Consider the following 16,816-nt stretch of genomic DNA (forward strand, 5'->3'; position numbering starts at 1 on the left):
CGCAGACGCGGGTGTGAAGACAGGTCCTAGGGAAAACCGGGGCCGAGCGTGGCGAGACTGGGCGGGCCACGGGTCGGACCTGACGTCAGGTGTCGGCGGTCGGCGCCGGACCGGGCGCGCGGCAGGGCCCTCCCCGGCACGGTGTTCCTGGCGACCCCCGGAGAGGCTGACGTCCCGATGTCGAACGAAGACAAGCTCCGCGACTACCTGAAGCGGGCGATCGCCGATCTCCAGGAGACCCGCGAGCAGCTGCACGAGGTGACCGAGCAGCAGCGGGAACCGATCGCGGTCGTCGGGATGGCCTGCCGGCTGCCGGGCGGGGTCGCCTCGCCCGAGGAGCTGTGGGAACTGGTCCGGGACGGCGTCGACGCGGTGTCCGACTTCCCGGCGGACCGCGGCTGGGACCTCCCCGAGGGCTCCGTCACCTCCCGGCAGAGCGGATTCCTGCACGACGCCGGGGACTTCGACGCGGACTTCTTCGGCATCTCGCCGCGCGAGGCGCTGGCCATGGACCCGCAGCAGCGGCTGATGCTGGAGACCGCGTGGGAGGCGGTCGAGCGGGCCGGCATCGACCCGGACTCGCTGCACGGCACTCGGACCGGGGTGTTCGTCGGGGCCGGCCACGGCGGCTACGACAGCGCCTCCACCGCCCGCGGGCGGATCGACGGTGACGCCTCCGGGCACCTGCTCACCGGCAACACCGTCAGCATCGCCTCCGGCCGGATCTCCTACGTCCTCGGGCTGGAAGGCCCGGCCGTCACCGTCGACACGGCCTGCTCGTCCTCGCTGGTCGCCCTGCACCTGGCCGTGCAGTCGCTGCGCCGCGGGGAGTGCACCCTCGCGCTGGCCGGCGGAGTGACGGTGATGTCCACCCCGCAGATGTTCACCGAGTTCTCCCGTCAGGGCGGCCTGGCCGCCGACGGACGGTGCAAGCCCTTCGCGGCCGCGGCGGACGGTACCGCCTGGGGTGAGGGCGCGGCCGTGCTTCTGGTCGAACGGCTCTCGGACGCCCGGCGGAACGGGCACCCGGTGCTGGCGGTGGTGCGCGGCAGCGCCGTCAACCAGGACGGCGCGTCGAACGGGCTCACGGCGCCGAACGGCCCGTCCCAGCAGCGGGTGATCCGGGCGGCCCTGGCCGACGCCGGGGTGCCGGCCCGCGAGGTCGACGTGGTCGAGGCGCACGGCACCGGGACCCGGCTGGGTGACCCGATCGAGGCTGCGGCACTGCTGGCCACCTACGGGCAGAACCGTGAACGGCCCCTGCTGATCGGCGCGTTGAAATCCAACACCGGGCACACCCAGGCCGCCTCCGGCGTGGCCGGGGTGATCAAGACCGTGCTGGCCATGCGGCACGGCCTGCTCCCGCGCACCCTCCACCTCGACGAGCCGACCCCGCACGTCGACTGGACCGCCGGGTCCGCCGAACTGCTCGCCGAGGCCCGTGAGTGGCCGGAGACCGGACGGCCGCGCCGGGCCGGGGTGTCCTCCTTCGGGGTCAGCGGCACCAACGCGCACGTGGTGCTGGAGGCGGTCCCGGAGCCGGTGGAGGCCGAGCCGGCGGCGGAGGAGCTGCCGGGGGCCGTCCTGCCCTGGGTGCTGTCGGCCCGTGGTGACGCCGCCCTGCGCGCCCAGGCCGGACGGCTGGCCGCCCACCTCAGGACCCACCGTCCGCTCGCGCCGGCGGACGTCGCCCACTCGCTCGCGACCGCCAGGGCGGGGCTGGAGCACCGGGCCGTCGTCCTCGGCCACGGCCCGGAGGAGCGGCTGCGCGCCCTGGACGCCCTGGCGGGCGGGGAGAGCGCACCCGATGTCGTCCTGGGGACGGTGGACAAGGGGGCGACGGCGTTCCTGTTCTCGGGTCAGGGGTCGCAGCGGTTGGGGATGGGCCGGGAGTTGTACGAGCGCTTCCCGGTGTTCGCGGAGGCTTTCGACGCGGTGTGTGCGGAGCTGGACCTGCCGGTGCGGGAGGTGGTGTGGGGTGCGGACGCGGAGCTGCTGAACCGGACGGACTTCGCTCAGGCGGGGTTGTTCGCGGTGGAGGTGGCGTTGTTCCGGCTGGTGGAGTCGTTGGGGGTGCGGCCGGAGTTCGTGGCTGGGCACTCGATCGGTGAGATCGCCGCGGCGCACGTGGCGGGGGTGTTCTCGCTGTCCGACGCCTGCACCTTGGTGGCCGCCCGTGGCCGGCTGATGCAGGCGCTGCCCTCCGGTGGCGCGATGCTCGCCGTGCAGGCGACGGAGGAGGAGGTCCGGCCGCTGCTGGGCGAGTCGGTGTCCATAGCCGCCGTCAACGGCCCGTCCTCGGTGGTCGTTTCGGGCACGGAGGAAGCGGTCGCGGCGATCGAAGCGCACTTCGCCGACCGGAAGACCAGCCGCCTGCGGGTCTCGCACGCCTTCCACTCCCCGCTGATGGACCCGATGCTGGACGACTTCCGTACCGTCCTCAACGGCCTGACGTACCACGCGCCCTCGATCCCCGTCGTCTCCAACCTGACCGGCGAGCTGGTCACCGGCACGACCGACGCGGACTACTGGGTGCGCCACGTCCGCGAGACCGTCCGCTTCGCCGACGGCCTCCGCACCCTGCACGACCAGGGCGTCACCCGGCTCCTCGAGCTCGGCCCCGACGGCGTCCTCAGCGCCATGGCGGCCGAAACGCTGCCCGGCGACGCGGCGCCGGTGGCCCTGCTGCGCAAGGACCGCCCCGAGGAGACCGCCCTGCTGGCGGCCCTCGCCCGGCTGCACGTGCGCGGTGCCGGGCCGGACTGGACGGCGGTGCTCGCCGGCACCGGCGGCCGCCGCACCGAGCTGCCCACCTACGCCTTCCAGCGGCAGCGCTACTGGCTGCCCGGACTCCACCAGCGGGAAGCCGGCACGCCCACGGCCGACCCGGTCGAGGACTCCTTCTGGGCGGCCGTCGAGGCGGGCGACCTGCAGGAGGCGTCGGCGGTGCTGGGGATCGCGGAGGAGGCCACCGAGGCCTCGCTCGACCGCCTCCTGCCGGTGCTGTCCGCCTGGCGCGGGCAGCGGCGGCTGCTGAGCACGCTCGACTCCTGGACCTACCGGACCACCTGGGTACCGCTACCCGGTCCGACCGACGCCGTGCCCACCGGCCGCTGGCTCGCGGTCCTGCCGCAGGGCCCGGCGAGCACGCCGAGCACGGAGGGCACGGGGGCCGAAGGGCTCACGGACGGCACCGGGGACACGGAGGCCGTGGCGGGCGCGCCGGCGGGGGACTGGCCCGCCGCCGTCCTGGCCGCCCTGGCCGCCCGGGGCCTGCGGATCGAACGGGTGCCGGGGGCCCACGCCCTGGCCGCACGGCTGGCCGGGGGAGCGGACGAACCGGTCGCCGGTGTGCTGTCCTTCCTCGCGGCCGACGGCCGCCCGGACCCGGAACATCCCGAGGTCCCCGGGTACCTGCCCGCGACCGTCGACCTGCTGCGGGCCCTGGAGGCCGCCGGTGGGCCGGCGCGGCTCTGGTGCCTCACCCGGGGCGCCGTCGCCGCCGACGCCTCGGACCGGGTGGCCGCGCCCGAGCAGGCCCAGCTCTGGGGCCTCGGCCGGGTCGCCGCGCTGGAGCACCCCCAGCGCTGGGGCGGCCTGATCGACCTGCCCGCGACGACCTGCTCCCGGACGGCGGCCCAGCTGGTTGGCGTGCTGGCCCAGGCCGCCGAACAGCAGACCGCCGCGCACGGCGCCACTGGACACCGCGCCGCCGGACAGCGGCCCGTCGAGGACCAGGTCGCCCTGCGCGCCTCCGGTGCCCGGGCCCGTCGGCTGACCCGCGCCGCCGCCCCCGTACCGCCCGCCCCCGCCGCCCCGGGAGCGGCCGACGGGACGGGCTGGGCCGCGCCCGCCGGCACGATCCTGATCACCGGCGGGACGGGCGCGCTCGGCGCCCACGTCGCCCGGTGGCTGGCCGGGGCCGGCGCGGAACACCTGCTGCTGCTCGGGCGACGGGGCCCGCAGGCCCCCGGGGCGGGGGAGCTGGGCGAGGAGCTGGCCGCGCTCGGCACCCGGGTGACCGTCGTCGCCTGCGACGCGGCCGACCGCGAGGCGCTGGCGGCCGTGCTGGCCGCCGTTCCGGCCGAGCTGCCGCTGACCGGCGTCGTGCACGCGGCGGGGGTGCTCGACGACGGGGTGCTGGACGGACTGACGGCCGAGCGGTTCACCTCCGTGCTGCGGGCCAAGGCCGTCCCGGCCCGGCACCTCCACGAGCTGACGGCCGGGCAGGACCTCGCCCTGTTCGTGCTGTTCTCCTCGATCACCGGGGTCCTCGGCAACCCCGGCCAGGCCAACTACGCCGCCGCCAACGCCTACCTGGACGCCCTGGCCGAGCACCGCCGGGCGGCCGGCCGGCCCGTCACCTGCCTGGCCTGGGGCCCGTGGGCCGGCGGCGGCATGGCGGGGGACCACCCGGCCCTGACCGGGCGGATGCGGCGCAGCGGCCTGACCCCGATGGACCCGGCGCCGGCCGTGGCGGCGCTGGGCCGCGCGCTCGGCGCCGGCGCCTCCGGTCTGACCGTGGCCGACGTGGACTGGAACGTGCTCGCCCCCGCCCTCACCGCCGCCCGGCCGAGCGCGCTGATCGCGGAGCTGCCGGAGGCCCGGCGGGCCGGCGCCCCCGCCGTCGGCGCGCAGGAGCGCTCCCCGCTGGCCGGGCGGCTGTCCGGCCGTGACGCCGCGGAGCGGCAACGCGTGCTGCTGGAGTTGGTGCGCACCGAGGCCGCGGCCGTGCTGGGGCATACCGGCCCCGCGACGGTGGACGCCGCCCGGGCCTTCCGGGACCTCGGCTTCGACTCGCTGACCGCCGTCGAACTGCGCAACCGCCTCGCCGCCGCCACCGGTCTGGGGCTGCCCGCGACCCTGCTGTTCGACCATCCGACGCCGTCGGCCCTGGCCGGTCACCTGCGCACCGAACTGGACGGCACCGAGGCGGGACCGGCGGCCGCCGCCACGGTGACCGCCGCCGACGACGACGAGCCGATCGCGATCGTCGCGATGGCCTGCCGCTTCCCCGGCGGTGTGGACTCGCCGGAGGGCCTGTGGGAGCTGCTCGCCGAGGGGCGGGACGCGGTGGGCCCCTTCCCGGCCGACCGCGGCTGGGACACCGAGCGGCTGCACCACCCGGATCCGGACCACGAGGGCACCAGCTACGTCGCCGAGGGCGCCTTCGTCACCGGCGTGGCCGACTTCGACGCGGACTTCTTCGGGATCTCCCCGCGCGAGGCGCTGGCCATGGACCCGCAGCAGCGGCTGATGCTGGAGACCGCGTGGGAGGCCGTCGAGCGGGCCGGCATCGACGCCGGGGCGCTGCGCGGTTCGCGGACCGGCGTGTTCGTCGGCTCCAACTTCCAGGACTACCAGGTGGTGCTGGACGCGGCCCGGGAGGGCGTGGCCGGGCACGTGATGACCGGCAACGCCGCGAGCGTCCTGTCCGGCCGGATCGCCTACACGCTCGGGCTGGAGGGCCCGGCCGTCACCGTCGACACGGCGTGCTCCTCCTCGCTGGTGGCCCTGCACCTGGCCGCCCAGGCCCTGCGCCGGGGCGAGTGCGGGCTCGCCCTGGCCGGCGGCGTGACGGTGATGGCCACGCCGCAGGTGTTCGTCGAGTTCTCCCGGCAGCGCGGGCTGGCCCCGGACGGCCGCTGCAAGCCCTTCGCCGCCGCGGCGGACGGCACCGGCTGGTCCGAGGGGGCCGGGGTGCTGCTGGTCGAGCGGCTCTCGGACGCCCGGCGCAACGGGCACCCGGTGCTGGCGGTGGTGCGCGGCAGCGCCGTCAACCAGGACGGCGCCTCCAATGGCCTGACGGCGCCGAACGGCCCGTCCCAGCAGCGGGTGATCCGGGCGGCCCTGGCCGACGCCGGGCTGTCGCCCGCCGAGGTGGACGCGGTCGAGGCGCACGGCACCGGGACCCGGCTGGGCGACCCGATCGAGGCGCAGGCGTTGCTGGCGACGTACGGGCAGGAGCGTGAACTCCCGCTGCTGCTGGGCTCGGTGAAGTCCAACCTGGGCCACACCCAGGCCGCCGCCGGGGTCGCCGGGGTGATCCGGACGGTGCTCGCGCTGCGGCACGGCGAACTGCCGAAGTCGCTGCACATCGACACGCCGACCCCGCAGGTGGACTGGACCGCCGGCGCCGTGGAACTGCTCGCGGAGGCCCGGCCGTGGCCGGAGACCGGGCGGCCGCGCCGGGCCGGGGTGTCCTCCTTCGGGGTCAGCGGCACCAACGCCCACGTGATCCTGGAGGCCGCGCCGGCTGCCGAGCCCGCGTCGGAGCCCGTGCCCGAGTTCCCGCCCGCACCGGAGCGCGGGTCCGCGCCGCAGCCCGAACCCGCCGCCCCCGCCCGCCCGTTGCCCTGGCTGCTGTCCGCCCGCACCCCCGGGGCGGTGCGCGAGCAGGCCCGCCGCCTGGCCGCCCGGGTGCGCGCCGCCGGGCCCGCCCCCGACGACGTCGCCCACGCCCTGGCCACCACCCGGGCGGCCCTGGAGCACCGGGCCGCCGTGGTCGCGCCGGACCTGGACGGTCTCCTGGGCGGTCTGGACGCGCTGGCCGAGGGCCGGGCCGTCCCCACCGTGCTGGAGGGCCGGAGCGCGGGCGACGGCGACCCGGTCCTGGTGTTCCCCGGCCAGGGCTCCCAGTGGGCCGGAATGGCCCTCGAACTGCTGGACACCGCGCCGGAGTTCGCCCGCCGCTTCGCCGAGTGCGAGGCCGCGCTCGCGCCCTACACCGGCTGGACGGCCGGCGCGGTGCTGCGAGGTGACGCCGGGGCACCCGGCCTCGACCGGGACGAGGTGGTGCAGCCGGTGCTGTTCGCCGTCATGGTGTCGCTGGCCGAGCTGTGGGGCTCGTACGGCGTCCGGCCGGCTGCCGTGCTCGGCCACTCCCAGGGCGAGATCGCCGCCGCCTGCGTGGCCGGCGCGCTCTCGCTCGACGACGCCGCCCGGGTGGTCGCACTGCGCAGCCGGGCGCTGCGGCAGCTGGCCGGCCTCGGCGGCATGGTCTCGGTGGCCGAGCCGGTCACCGCCGTCCGCGAACGGCTCGGCCGCTGGCGCGAGCTGATCTCGGTCGCCGCCGTCAACGGCCCCGGCTCGGTGGTGGTCTCCGGCGAACCCGGAGCGCTGGACGAACTGCTCGCCGACTGCGAGCGGTCCGGCGTACGGGCCCGCCGCATCCCGGTCGACTACGCCTCGCACTCCGCCCAGGTCGAGCGGATCGAACGCGAGCTGCTGGACCTGCTGGCCCCGATCGCCCCGCGCAGCGCCGACATCCCGTTCTGCTCCACCGTCACCGGCGCGGTCATCGACACCGCCGGGCTCGACGCCGCCTACTGGTACCGCAACCTGCGCCGGACCGTCGAGTTCGAACAGGCCACCCGCACCCTGCTGGCGGCCGGACACCAGCTGTTCGTCGAGGTCAGCCCGCACCCGGTGGTCACCACCGGCCTCCAGGAGACGATCGAGGACGCCGGCCTGCCCGCCGCCGCCCTCGGCACCCTGCGCCGCGACGAGGGCGGGCTCGGCCGCTTCCTGCTCGCCCTGGCCGACGCCCGGGTGCACGGCGCCCGGGTGGACTGGCAGCGCTGCTTCGCCGGTGCCGACCCCCGGCCCGTCGAGCTTCCGACCTACCCCTTCCAACGGAAGCGCTACTGGCCGCGCCCCGGTGCCGCCGGCGGCGACGTGACCACGGCCGGCCTCGCCGCGCCGGAGCACCCGCTGCTCGGCGCCGCCGTCGAACTCGCCCGGGACGGCGGCCTGCTGGCCACCGCCCGCTGGTCGCTGCACACCCACCCCTGGCTCGCCGACCACGCCGTCGCCGGCACCCTGGTCGTTCCCGGCGCGGCGCTGGTCGAGGCGGTCGTCCGGGCCGGGGACGAGCTGGGCTGCGGCCGGATCGAGGAACTGACCCTGCACGCGCCCGTCCTGCTGCCCGAACGCGGCGCCCTCCAGGTGCAGATCGAACTGGGCGCCCCCGACGGCGCGGGCCTGCGCCCGGTCGCGGTGCACACCCGGCCCGCGGAGGCGGACGCACCGGACGCCTGGACCCGGCACGCCGAGGGCCGGGTCGGCCCGGCCGGCGCCGAGCCCGCACCGGAGAGCGCCGCTTGGCCGCCGGCCGGGGCCGAGCCGGTCGACCTGGAGGGCTGGTACCCGGGCCTGCGCGCCGACGGGTACGGCTACGGCCCGGTGTTCCGGGGCGTGCGCGCGGCCTGGCTGCTCGGTGACACCGTCCACGCCGAGGTGGAGCTGCCCGAGCCGGCCCGCCCCGACGCCCCCCGCTACGGACTGCACCCGGCCCTGCTGGACGCGGCCCTCCACCCGGCCGGGCTCGGCCCGCTGCGCGGCCGCCCCGGACTGCCGTTCGCCTGGACCGGCGTCACCCTGCACGCCGCCGGGGCCACCGCGCTGCGGGTCACGCTCACCCCGGCCGGACCCGACGCGGTCCACGTCCGGATGACCGACCCGGCCGGACGGCCGGTGGCCACCGTCGACGCCCTGGCCGTGCGCCCGCTCACCGGAGCCGCCCTCGACCCGGCCGCCCGGGTGGCCCGCGAGGCGCTCCACCACCTGGACTGGCCGGCTCTGCCCGCCCCGCAGGCCGCTCCGGCCGCCGCCCGCTGGACCGTCCTCGGCGAACCGCCCGCCCACGCGGCCGCGCTCGCCGAGGCGGGGATCAGCTTCGGCCCCGGGGGCGGCGTCGTCCTCCACCAGGCCACCGGACCGCACCCGCGGGCCGCGCTCGAAGGCGCCCTCGCCGTGCTGCGGGATCACCTCGCCGCGGGCGCGGGCGCGGGCGCGGGCGCGGGCGCAGGCGTGGACGCAGACGGGGCCGGCGGCGGGGACGCCACCCTGCTCGTCGTCACCCGCCGGGCCGTCGCCACCGACCCCGCCGAGGGCGTCCACGACCTGCCCGCCGCGGCGGTGCACGGACTGGTCGGCTCCGCCCAGAACGAGCACCCCGGCCGGATCGTGCTCGCCGACCTGGACGACGACCCCGCCTCCTGGCGCACCCTGCCCGCCGCCCTCGCCGCAGCCCTGGCCGCCGGCGAACCCCGGCTGGCCCTGCGCCACGGCACCGTCCACGCCCCCCGGCTGGTCCACGCCCACACCGCCGCGCCGCTGCCCGTCCCCGTCGGCCCGTGGCGCCTGGACGTCCGCACCAAGGGCACGGTCGACAACCTCGAACTGCTGCCCTGCCCGGACGCCGCCGAACCGCTCGCCGACGGCCAGGTGCGGATCGAGGTCCGGGCCGCGGGCCTCAACTTCCGCGATGTCCTCAACGCCCTCGACATGTACCCCGGTGGGGCGCGGCACCTCGGCTCCGAGGCCGCCGGCATCGTCCGGGAGACCGGACCGGGCGTCACCGGACTCGCCGTCGGCGACCGGGTGATGGGCATGGTCCCGGGCGGCTTCGGCCCGCTCGCCGTCACCGACCACCGCCTGCTCACCCGGATCCCGCAGGACTGGACCTTCGCCCAGGCCGCCTCCGTCCCCGTGGTCTTCCTCACCGCCTACTACGCGCTGCGCGACCTGGCCGGGCTCCGGGCCGGCGAACGCCTGCTCGTCCACGCCGCCACCGGCGGCGTCGGCATGGCCGCCGTCCAGCTCGCCCGGCTCTGGGGCGCCGAGGTGTACGGCACCGCGAGCGAGGCCAAGCAGCACCTGCTGCGCGCCGACGGCCTGCCCGGCACCGCCATCGCCTCCTCCCGCACCCTCGACTTCGAGGAGCGCTTCCGCACCGCCACCGGCGGCGCGGGCGTGGACGTGGTGCTCAACTCCCTCGCGGGGGAGTACGTCGACGCCTCGCTGCGGCTGCTCGCCCCCGGCGGCCGGCTGATCGAGATGGGCAAGACGGACGTCCGCGACGCCGAGGAGGTCGCCGCGGCCCACGGCGGCGCCCGCTACCGGGCCTTCGACCTCCAGGAGGCCGGCCCGGAGCGGATCGGGCAGATGCTCGCCGATCTGGTGGAGCTGTTCGAACAGGGCGCGCTGCGACCCCTCCCGCTCACCTGCTGGGACGTCACCCGCGCCCGGGAGGCCTTCCGGCACATGGCCCAGGCCCGGCACACCGGCAAGATCGTGCTCACCGTGCCGCGCCCCTGGGACCGGGAGGGCACCGTGCTGATCACCGGGGGCACCGGCACCCTCGGCGGCGAACTCGCCCGCCACCTGGTCACCGAACACGGCGTGCGGCACCTGCTGCTGGCCGGTCGCCGCGGCCTCCAGGCCCCCGGAGCGCGGGAGTTGAGCGAGGAGCTGGCCGCCTCGGGCGCCGAGGTCACGGTCGCCGCCTGCGACACCTCCGACCGCGCCGCCGTGGCCGCCCTGCTGGCCGGGGTGCCCGCCCGGCACCCGCTGACCGCCGTCGTGCACGCCGCCGGCATCCTCGACGACGGCGTGGTCGACGCCCTCACCCCCGAACGGCTCGCCGTCGTGCTGCGGCCCAAGGCCGACGCCGCCCACCACCTGCACGACCTCACCCGCGGCCTCGACCTCGCCGACTTCGTCCTGTTCTCCTCCGCCGCCGGTGTGTTCGGCTCGCCCGGCCAGGGCGGCTACGCCGCCGCGAACAGCTGGCTGGACGCCCTCGCCCAGCACCGCCGGGTCTGCGGCCTGCCCGCCACCTCCCTGGCCTGGGGACTGTGGGCCCAGGCCAGCACGATGACCGCCCACCTCGGCGCGACCGACCGCGCCCGCGCCGAACAGTCCGGCGCGCTCACCCTCGACACCGCCGACGGCCTCGCCCTGTTCGACGCCGCCCTCGCCGCCCGCCGCGCCCTGCTGGTCCCCGTCCGGCTGGACACCGTCGCCCTGCGCGGCCGCGGCCCGGCCGAACTCCCGCCGCTGCTGCGCGACCTGGTCCGCACCCGGGCACGCCGCACGGCGCAGTCCGGGCCGGCCGCAGGCGGACTGCCCGCCCGCCTGGCGGCACTCGGCCCGGCCGAGCGCCACGCGGCGCTGCTCGACCTGGTGAGCGGCTGCACCGCGGCCGTCCTCGGCCACGGTTCGGCCGAACAGGTCCACGCCACCCGGCCGTTCCGCGACCTCGGCCTGGACTCGCTGACCGCCGTCGAACTGCGCAACCGGCTCAACACCGCCACCGGCCTGCGGCTGCCCGCCACCCTGGTCTTCGACCACCCCACCCCCGGCGCGCTCGCCGGGCACCTGGCCGAGGGCCTCGGCGGCCGGACCGCCGGCCCCGCGGCCGGCACCGCGCCGGGCGCCGCCGACGAACCGGTCGCGATCGTCGGCATGGCCTGCCGCTTCCCCGGCGCCGTCACCTCCCCCGAGGAGCTGTGGACCTTGCTGGCCGACGGCACCGACGCCGTCGCCGGCTTCCCCACGGACCGCGGCTGGGACCTCGAACGGCTCTACGACGGCATCCCCGACCACCCGGACTCCTCCCGCACCCGCCAGGGCGGCTTCCTCGACGACGCCGCCTGGTTCGACGCCGACTTCTTCGGCGTCAGCCCCAACGAGGCGCTGGCCATGGACCCGCAGCAGCGGCTGCTGCTGGAGACCGCGTGGGAGGCGGTCGAACGGGCCGGCATCGACCCCGGCACCCTGCGCGGCAGCCGCACCGGAGTGTTCGCCGGCCTGTCCTCCAGCGACTACCTCGACCGGGTCGCCCGCATCCCCGAGGAGGCCGCCCCGTACGTCAACACCGGCAACGCCGTCAGTGTCGCCTCCGGCCGGGTCGCCTACACGCTCGGGCTGGAGGGCCCGGCGGTGACGGTGGACACCGCCTGCTCCTCCTCCCTGGTGGCGCTGCACCTGGCCGTGCGCGCGCTGCGCGGCGGCGAGTGCTCGCTGGCCCTGGCCGGCGGCGTCACCGTGATGTCCACGCCGATGATCCCGGTCGACTTCGCCCGGCAGCGCGGCCTGGCCGCGGACGGCCGCTGCAAGCCCTTCGCCGAGGCGGCCGACGGCACCGGATTCTCCGAGGGCGTCGGCGTGCTGCTGGTCGAGCGGCTCTCGGACGCCCGGCGCAACGGGCACCCGGTGCTGGCGGTGGTGCGCGGCAGCGCGGTCAACCAGGACGGCGCCAGCAACGGACTCAGCGCCCCCAACGGGCCCTCCCAGCAGCGGGTGATCCGGGCGGCCCTGGCCGACGCCGGGCTGTCGCCCGCCGAGGTGGACGCGGTCGAGGCGCACGGCACCGGGACCCGGCTGGGCGACCCGATCGAGGCCCAGGCGCTGCTCGCCGTCTACGGGCAGGAGCGTGAACTCCCGCTGCTGCTGGGCTCGGTGAAGTCCAACCTGGGCCACACCCAGGCCGCCGCCGGGGTCGCCGGGGTGATCCGGACGGTGCTCGCCCTGCGGCACGGCGAACTGCCGAAGTCGCTGCACATCGACACGCCGACCAGCCACGTGGACTGGTCCCAAGGGGCCGTGGAACTGCTCACCGAGGCCCGCGCCTGGCCGGAGACCGGCCGGCCCCGCCGGGCCGGCGTCTCCTCCTTCGGACTCAGCGGCACCAACGCCCATGTGCTCCTCGAAGCGGCATCCGAATCCGAAGGCGTCCAGCCCGGTGCCGTTGAGCCCGGTGCCGTTGAGCCCGGTGCCGTGCCGGCCGGCGCCCCGGAACCCGGTGCCCCCGAATCCGGCGCCCTGCCCTGGCTGCTCTCCGCCCGCAGCGCCCAGGCGCTGCGCGGCCAGGCCCGCGCCCTGCTCGGCCACCTCGACGCCGCCGCCCCGGCGCCGCTCGACCTCGCCCACTCGCTCGCCACCCGACGCGCCCTCCTGGAGCACCGGGCCGCCGTCATCGGCACCGGCCCCGAGGAGCTGCGCGCCGGCCTGACCGCCCTCGCCGACGGCGCCCCCGCCCCCGGCGTGGTCACCGGCCGGCACGCCGCCGGGCGGGACCGCAGGGTCGTCCTGCTGTTCCCCGGCCAGGGCTCCCAGTGGGCCGGCATGGGCGCCGAACTCCTCGACAGCTCAACGGAGTTCGCCGAGACCATCGCCGCCTGCGAACAGGCCCTGGCGCCCTGGACGGACTGGTCGCTGAGCGCCGTCCTGCGCGGCGCGCCGGACGCCCCGGCACTGGACCGGGTCGACGTCGCCCAGCCCGCGCTCTGGGCCACCATGATCGCGCTCGCCGCCTGCTGGCAGGCCCACGGGGTGACCCCCGCCGCCGTCCTCGGCCACTCCCAGGGCGAGATCGCCGCCGCCTGCGTGGCCGGCGCGCTCTCCCTGGAGGACGGGGCCAAGGTGGTCGCCCTGCGCAGCCTGGCCATCGCCCGCGCACTGTCCGGCCACGGCGGCATGGTGTCCGTCCCGCAGACCCACGCCGAGGTCCTGGCCCGGATCGAACCCTACGACGGCCGGATCTCGGTCGCCGCCGCCAACGGCCCCGCCGGGGTGGTGGTCTCCGGCGAGCCCGAGGCCCTCGACCGGCTGCTGGCCGGCTGCGAGCACGACGGCGTCCGGGCCAAGCGGATCCCCGTCGACTACGCCTCGCACTCCGCCCAGGTCGAGCGCATCGAGCGGACCCTGCTCACCGAACTCCACGGGATCACCACCCGGGAGGCCCGGATCCCGTTCTTCTCCACCGTCACCGCCGACTGGCTCGGCGACACCCCGCTGGACGCCCGGTACTGGTACCGGAACCTGCGCCGCACCGTCCGGCTGGAGGAGTCCGTCCGCGCCCTGCTCGCCCAGGGCCACGACGCCTTCCTCGAATGCAGCCCCCACCCGGTACTGGCCATGGCCGTCGAGGACACCGCCGCCGACGCCGGGGCCCGGGCCGTGGTGCTGGGCACCGTCCGGCGTGAGGACGGCGGCCCCGCGCGGCTGCTGACCTCGCTCGCCGAGGCGCACGTCAGCGGGGTGCGGATCGACTGGGCCCCCGCCCTGGCCGGCGGACGCCCGGTGGACCTGCCGACCTACGCCTTCCAGCGTCGCCGCTACTGGCTCGCCCGGGACACCGCCGCCGCCGGCACGACCGACCCGTCCGGACTGGACCGCGCCGTCCACCTCGCGGGCGGTGACACGGTCCTGCTCACCGGCCGGATCGGCACCGCCACCCACCCCTGGACCGCCGACCACCAGGTGCGCGGCACCGCCGTCGTTCCCGGCACCGCCCTGCTCGACTGGGCCGTCCGGGCCGGCGACGAGGCCGGCTGCCCGGCCGTCGCCGAACTCACCGAGCACAGCCCGCTGGTCCTGCCCGAGCACGGCACCCTCGACCTCCAGCTCACCGTCGGCCCGGCCGGCGAGGACGGCCGGCGGCCCCTCACCGTCCACGCCCGCCGCACCGACGCACCCGGGTCCACCCCGTGGACCCGGCACGCCGCCGGCACCCTCGCCCCCGCCGGGGCGCCGTCCGCCGCCCGGCCGGCGTCCCACGACGCCCTGCCGCCGGACACCGGCACCGGGACCCCCACCGACACCCACGCCGGACCGGACGGGTACGGCGAGCGCTTCCGCACCGTCCGGTCGCTCGTCCGGCGAGGCGAGGAGCGGTACGCCGAGGTCGCCCTGGCCGAGGAGCACCGGGCCGAGGCGGCCGGCTTCCGGCTCCACCCCGCGCTGCTCCAGGGCCTGCTCGCCGCCACCGGGGCCGGCGCGGACGCCGGCGCCGCCGCCCAGCCCGCCGACTGGCGCGGGGTCACCCTGCACGCCACCGGCGCCACCCGGCTCCGGGTCCGGCTCACCCCGGGCCCCGACGGCAGCCACGCGCTCAGCGCCGTCGACCCGGACGGCGCCCCCGTGCTCACCGTCGAGGCCGTCACCGCCCGCCCGATCGCCGCCGACCGGCTCGGGCCCGAGCCCGAGCCGCTGTACGCGGTCGAGTGGTGCCCGGTGACCCCCGGCGAACCGCGCGGGACCCTCGCCCTCCTGGGCGCGGACCCGGCAGCCACGGACCCGTCGGTCTCGGTCCCGTCGGCCACGGATCCCGGTCCGGCCGCCGCGCCCGGTGCCCCCGGCTACGCCGACCTGGCCGAGCTCACCGCCGCCCTGGACGCCGGCGAGCCGGCCCCCGACACCGTCGTCCACCGTCTCACCACCGCCGACGGCGACGACCCCGTCACCGCCACCCACCAGGCCGTCCGGGCCGCCCACCGCCTCGCCCGCGCCTGGCTCGCCGAACCGCGCCTGGCCGGCTCCCGGCTCGCCCTGCTCACCCGGGGCGCCGAAGCCGCCGCCCCCGGAGAGGACGTGACCTCCCTCGCCCAGGCCGCCGTGCACGGACTGATCCGCTCCGCGCAGTCCGAGGAGCCCGGCCGGTTCCTGCTGCTCGACCTCGACGACGACCCGGCGTCCGCGGCGGCCCTGTCCGCCGCCCTCGCCGTGCCCGACGAGCCCCGGCTCGCCGTCCGGCACGGCCGGGTGACGGCCCCCCGGCTGCGCCCGCTGCCGGTCCCCGGGCCCGGGCAGACGTCCACGGACCGTCCGGCCTGGTCCTGGAACCCCGCCGGCACCGTCCTGATCACCGGCGGCACCGGTACCCTCGGCGCACTGGTCGCCCGCCACCTGATCACCGCACACGGCGTGCGCCACCTGCTGCTCACCGGCCGGCGCGGCCCCGCCGCCCCCGGCGCGGAGGCCCTGCGCGATGAGCTCACCGCCCTCGGTGCCACCGTCACCGTCGCCGCCTGCGACACCGCGGACCGGGCCGCCCTGGACGCCCTGCTCGCCACCGTCCCGGCCGAGCACCCGCTCACCGGGGTCGTGCACGCCGCCGGCGTCCTGCACGACGGGCTCCTCGCCAACCTGACGGACGAGCAGCTCACCGAGGTGCTGCGCCCCAAGGCCGACGCCGCCTGGCACCTGCACCGCGCCACCGCGCACCTGGACCTCTCCGCCTTCGTGCTCTTTTCCTCCTTCGCAGCCACCGCCGGCGGACCGGCCCAGGCCAACTACGCGGCCGCCAACGCCTTCCTCGACGCGCTGGCGCACCGGCGCCGGGCGGAGAGCCGCCCGGCCGTCTCGCTCGGCTGGGGATACTGGGGAGAATCGAGTGCGATGACGTCCACGCTGGACGCCGTGGACATCGCCCGCTTCGCCCGCTCCGGCATGCTGCCGCTCCCGGCCGCCCAGGGCCTCGCCCTGCTCGACGCCGCGAGCACCGTGGACCGCCCGCACCTCGCCCCCGTACGGCTCGACCGGCACGCCCTGGCCACGGCCGGCGCTCCGCCGCTCTTCGCCGACCTGCTGCCCCGGCGCGCCACCGCGCGGCCCACGGCCGCCGGCACCGCCACCGGCGGCGAGCGGGGAGTCCCGGACCGGCTGGCCGGCCTCGGCGCCGCCCAGCAGGAGCAGCTGCTCCAGAGCCTGGTGATCGGCCACCTGGCGGCCGTGCTCGGTCACGCGGAGCCCGACGCGCTCGAACCGGAACGCGGCTTCCTGGACCACGGCATGTCCTCGCTGGCCGCCGTCGAACTGCGCAACCGGCTGAACGCCGAGCTCGGACTGCGCCTGCCCACCACCACGGTCTTCGACCACCCGTCACCGGTCGCCCTGGCCGGCCGGCTGCGCGAACTCCTGGGCGCGCCGACGGACGCCGCGGCCCCGGCCCGGCCCGTCTTCGCCGAACTGGACGTCCTGGAGACCGCGCTCACCGGCGCGCTCGACAGCGCCGCCCTGGACCCGGCGTCCCGCGCCCGGCTGCTCACCCGCCTCAAGAGCCTCCAGTGGCGGCTCGACGACGGCGCGACGGAGCCGGCCGACGGCGACTCCGAACCGGACGCCGGACTCGACGGCAGCACCGACGACGAGATGTTCGACCTGATCGACCGCGAGCTCGGACTCGCCTGACCGCCGCAGGCGCACCCCGCCGCGCACCGGCCGCCGACCCGTACCACCTTCCGAACTG

Annotated in this window: 1 protein-coding gene; it reads left to right on the top strand. The window is 77.5% G+C overall.

Going from position 1 to position 16,816, the window contains the following annotated elements; genetic code table 11:
• The first annotated feature begins 177 nt into the window (after nucleotides 1–177).
• Complete coding sequence (locus tag BOQ63_RS04955; RefSeq protein ID WP_454130611.1) at nucleotides 178–16,758, top strand: type I polyketide synthase; 16,581 nt, start codon at nucleotides 178–180, stop codon at nucleotides 16,756–16,758.
• The last annotated feature ends 58 nt before the right edge of the window (nucleotides 16,759–16,816 follow it).

The organism is Streptomyces viridifaciens, assembly GCF_001888885.2.
GTDB lineage: Bacteria > Actinomycetota > Actinomycetes > Streptomycetales > Streptomycetaceae > Kitasatospora > Kitasatospora aureofaciens.

What these genes read in the sequence shown, in the direction of transcription:
- BOQ63_RS04955 (WP_454130611.1), top strand. Translation starts at nt 178, where the DNA reads ATGTCGAACGAAGACAAGCTCCGCGACTACCTGAAGCGGGCGATCGCC.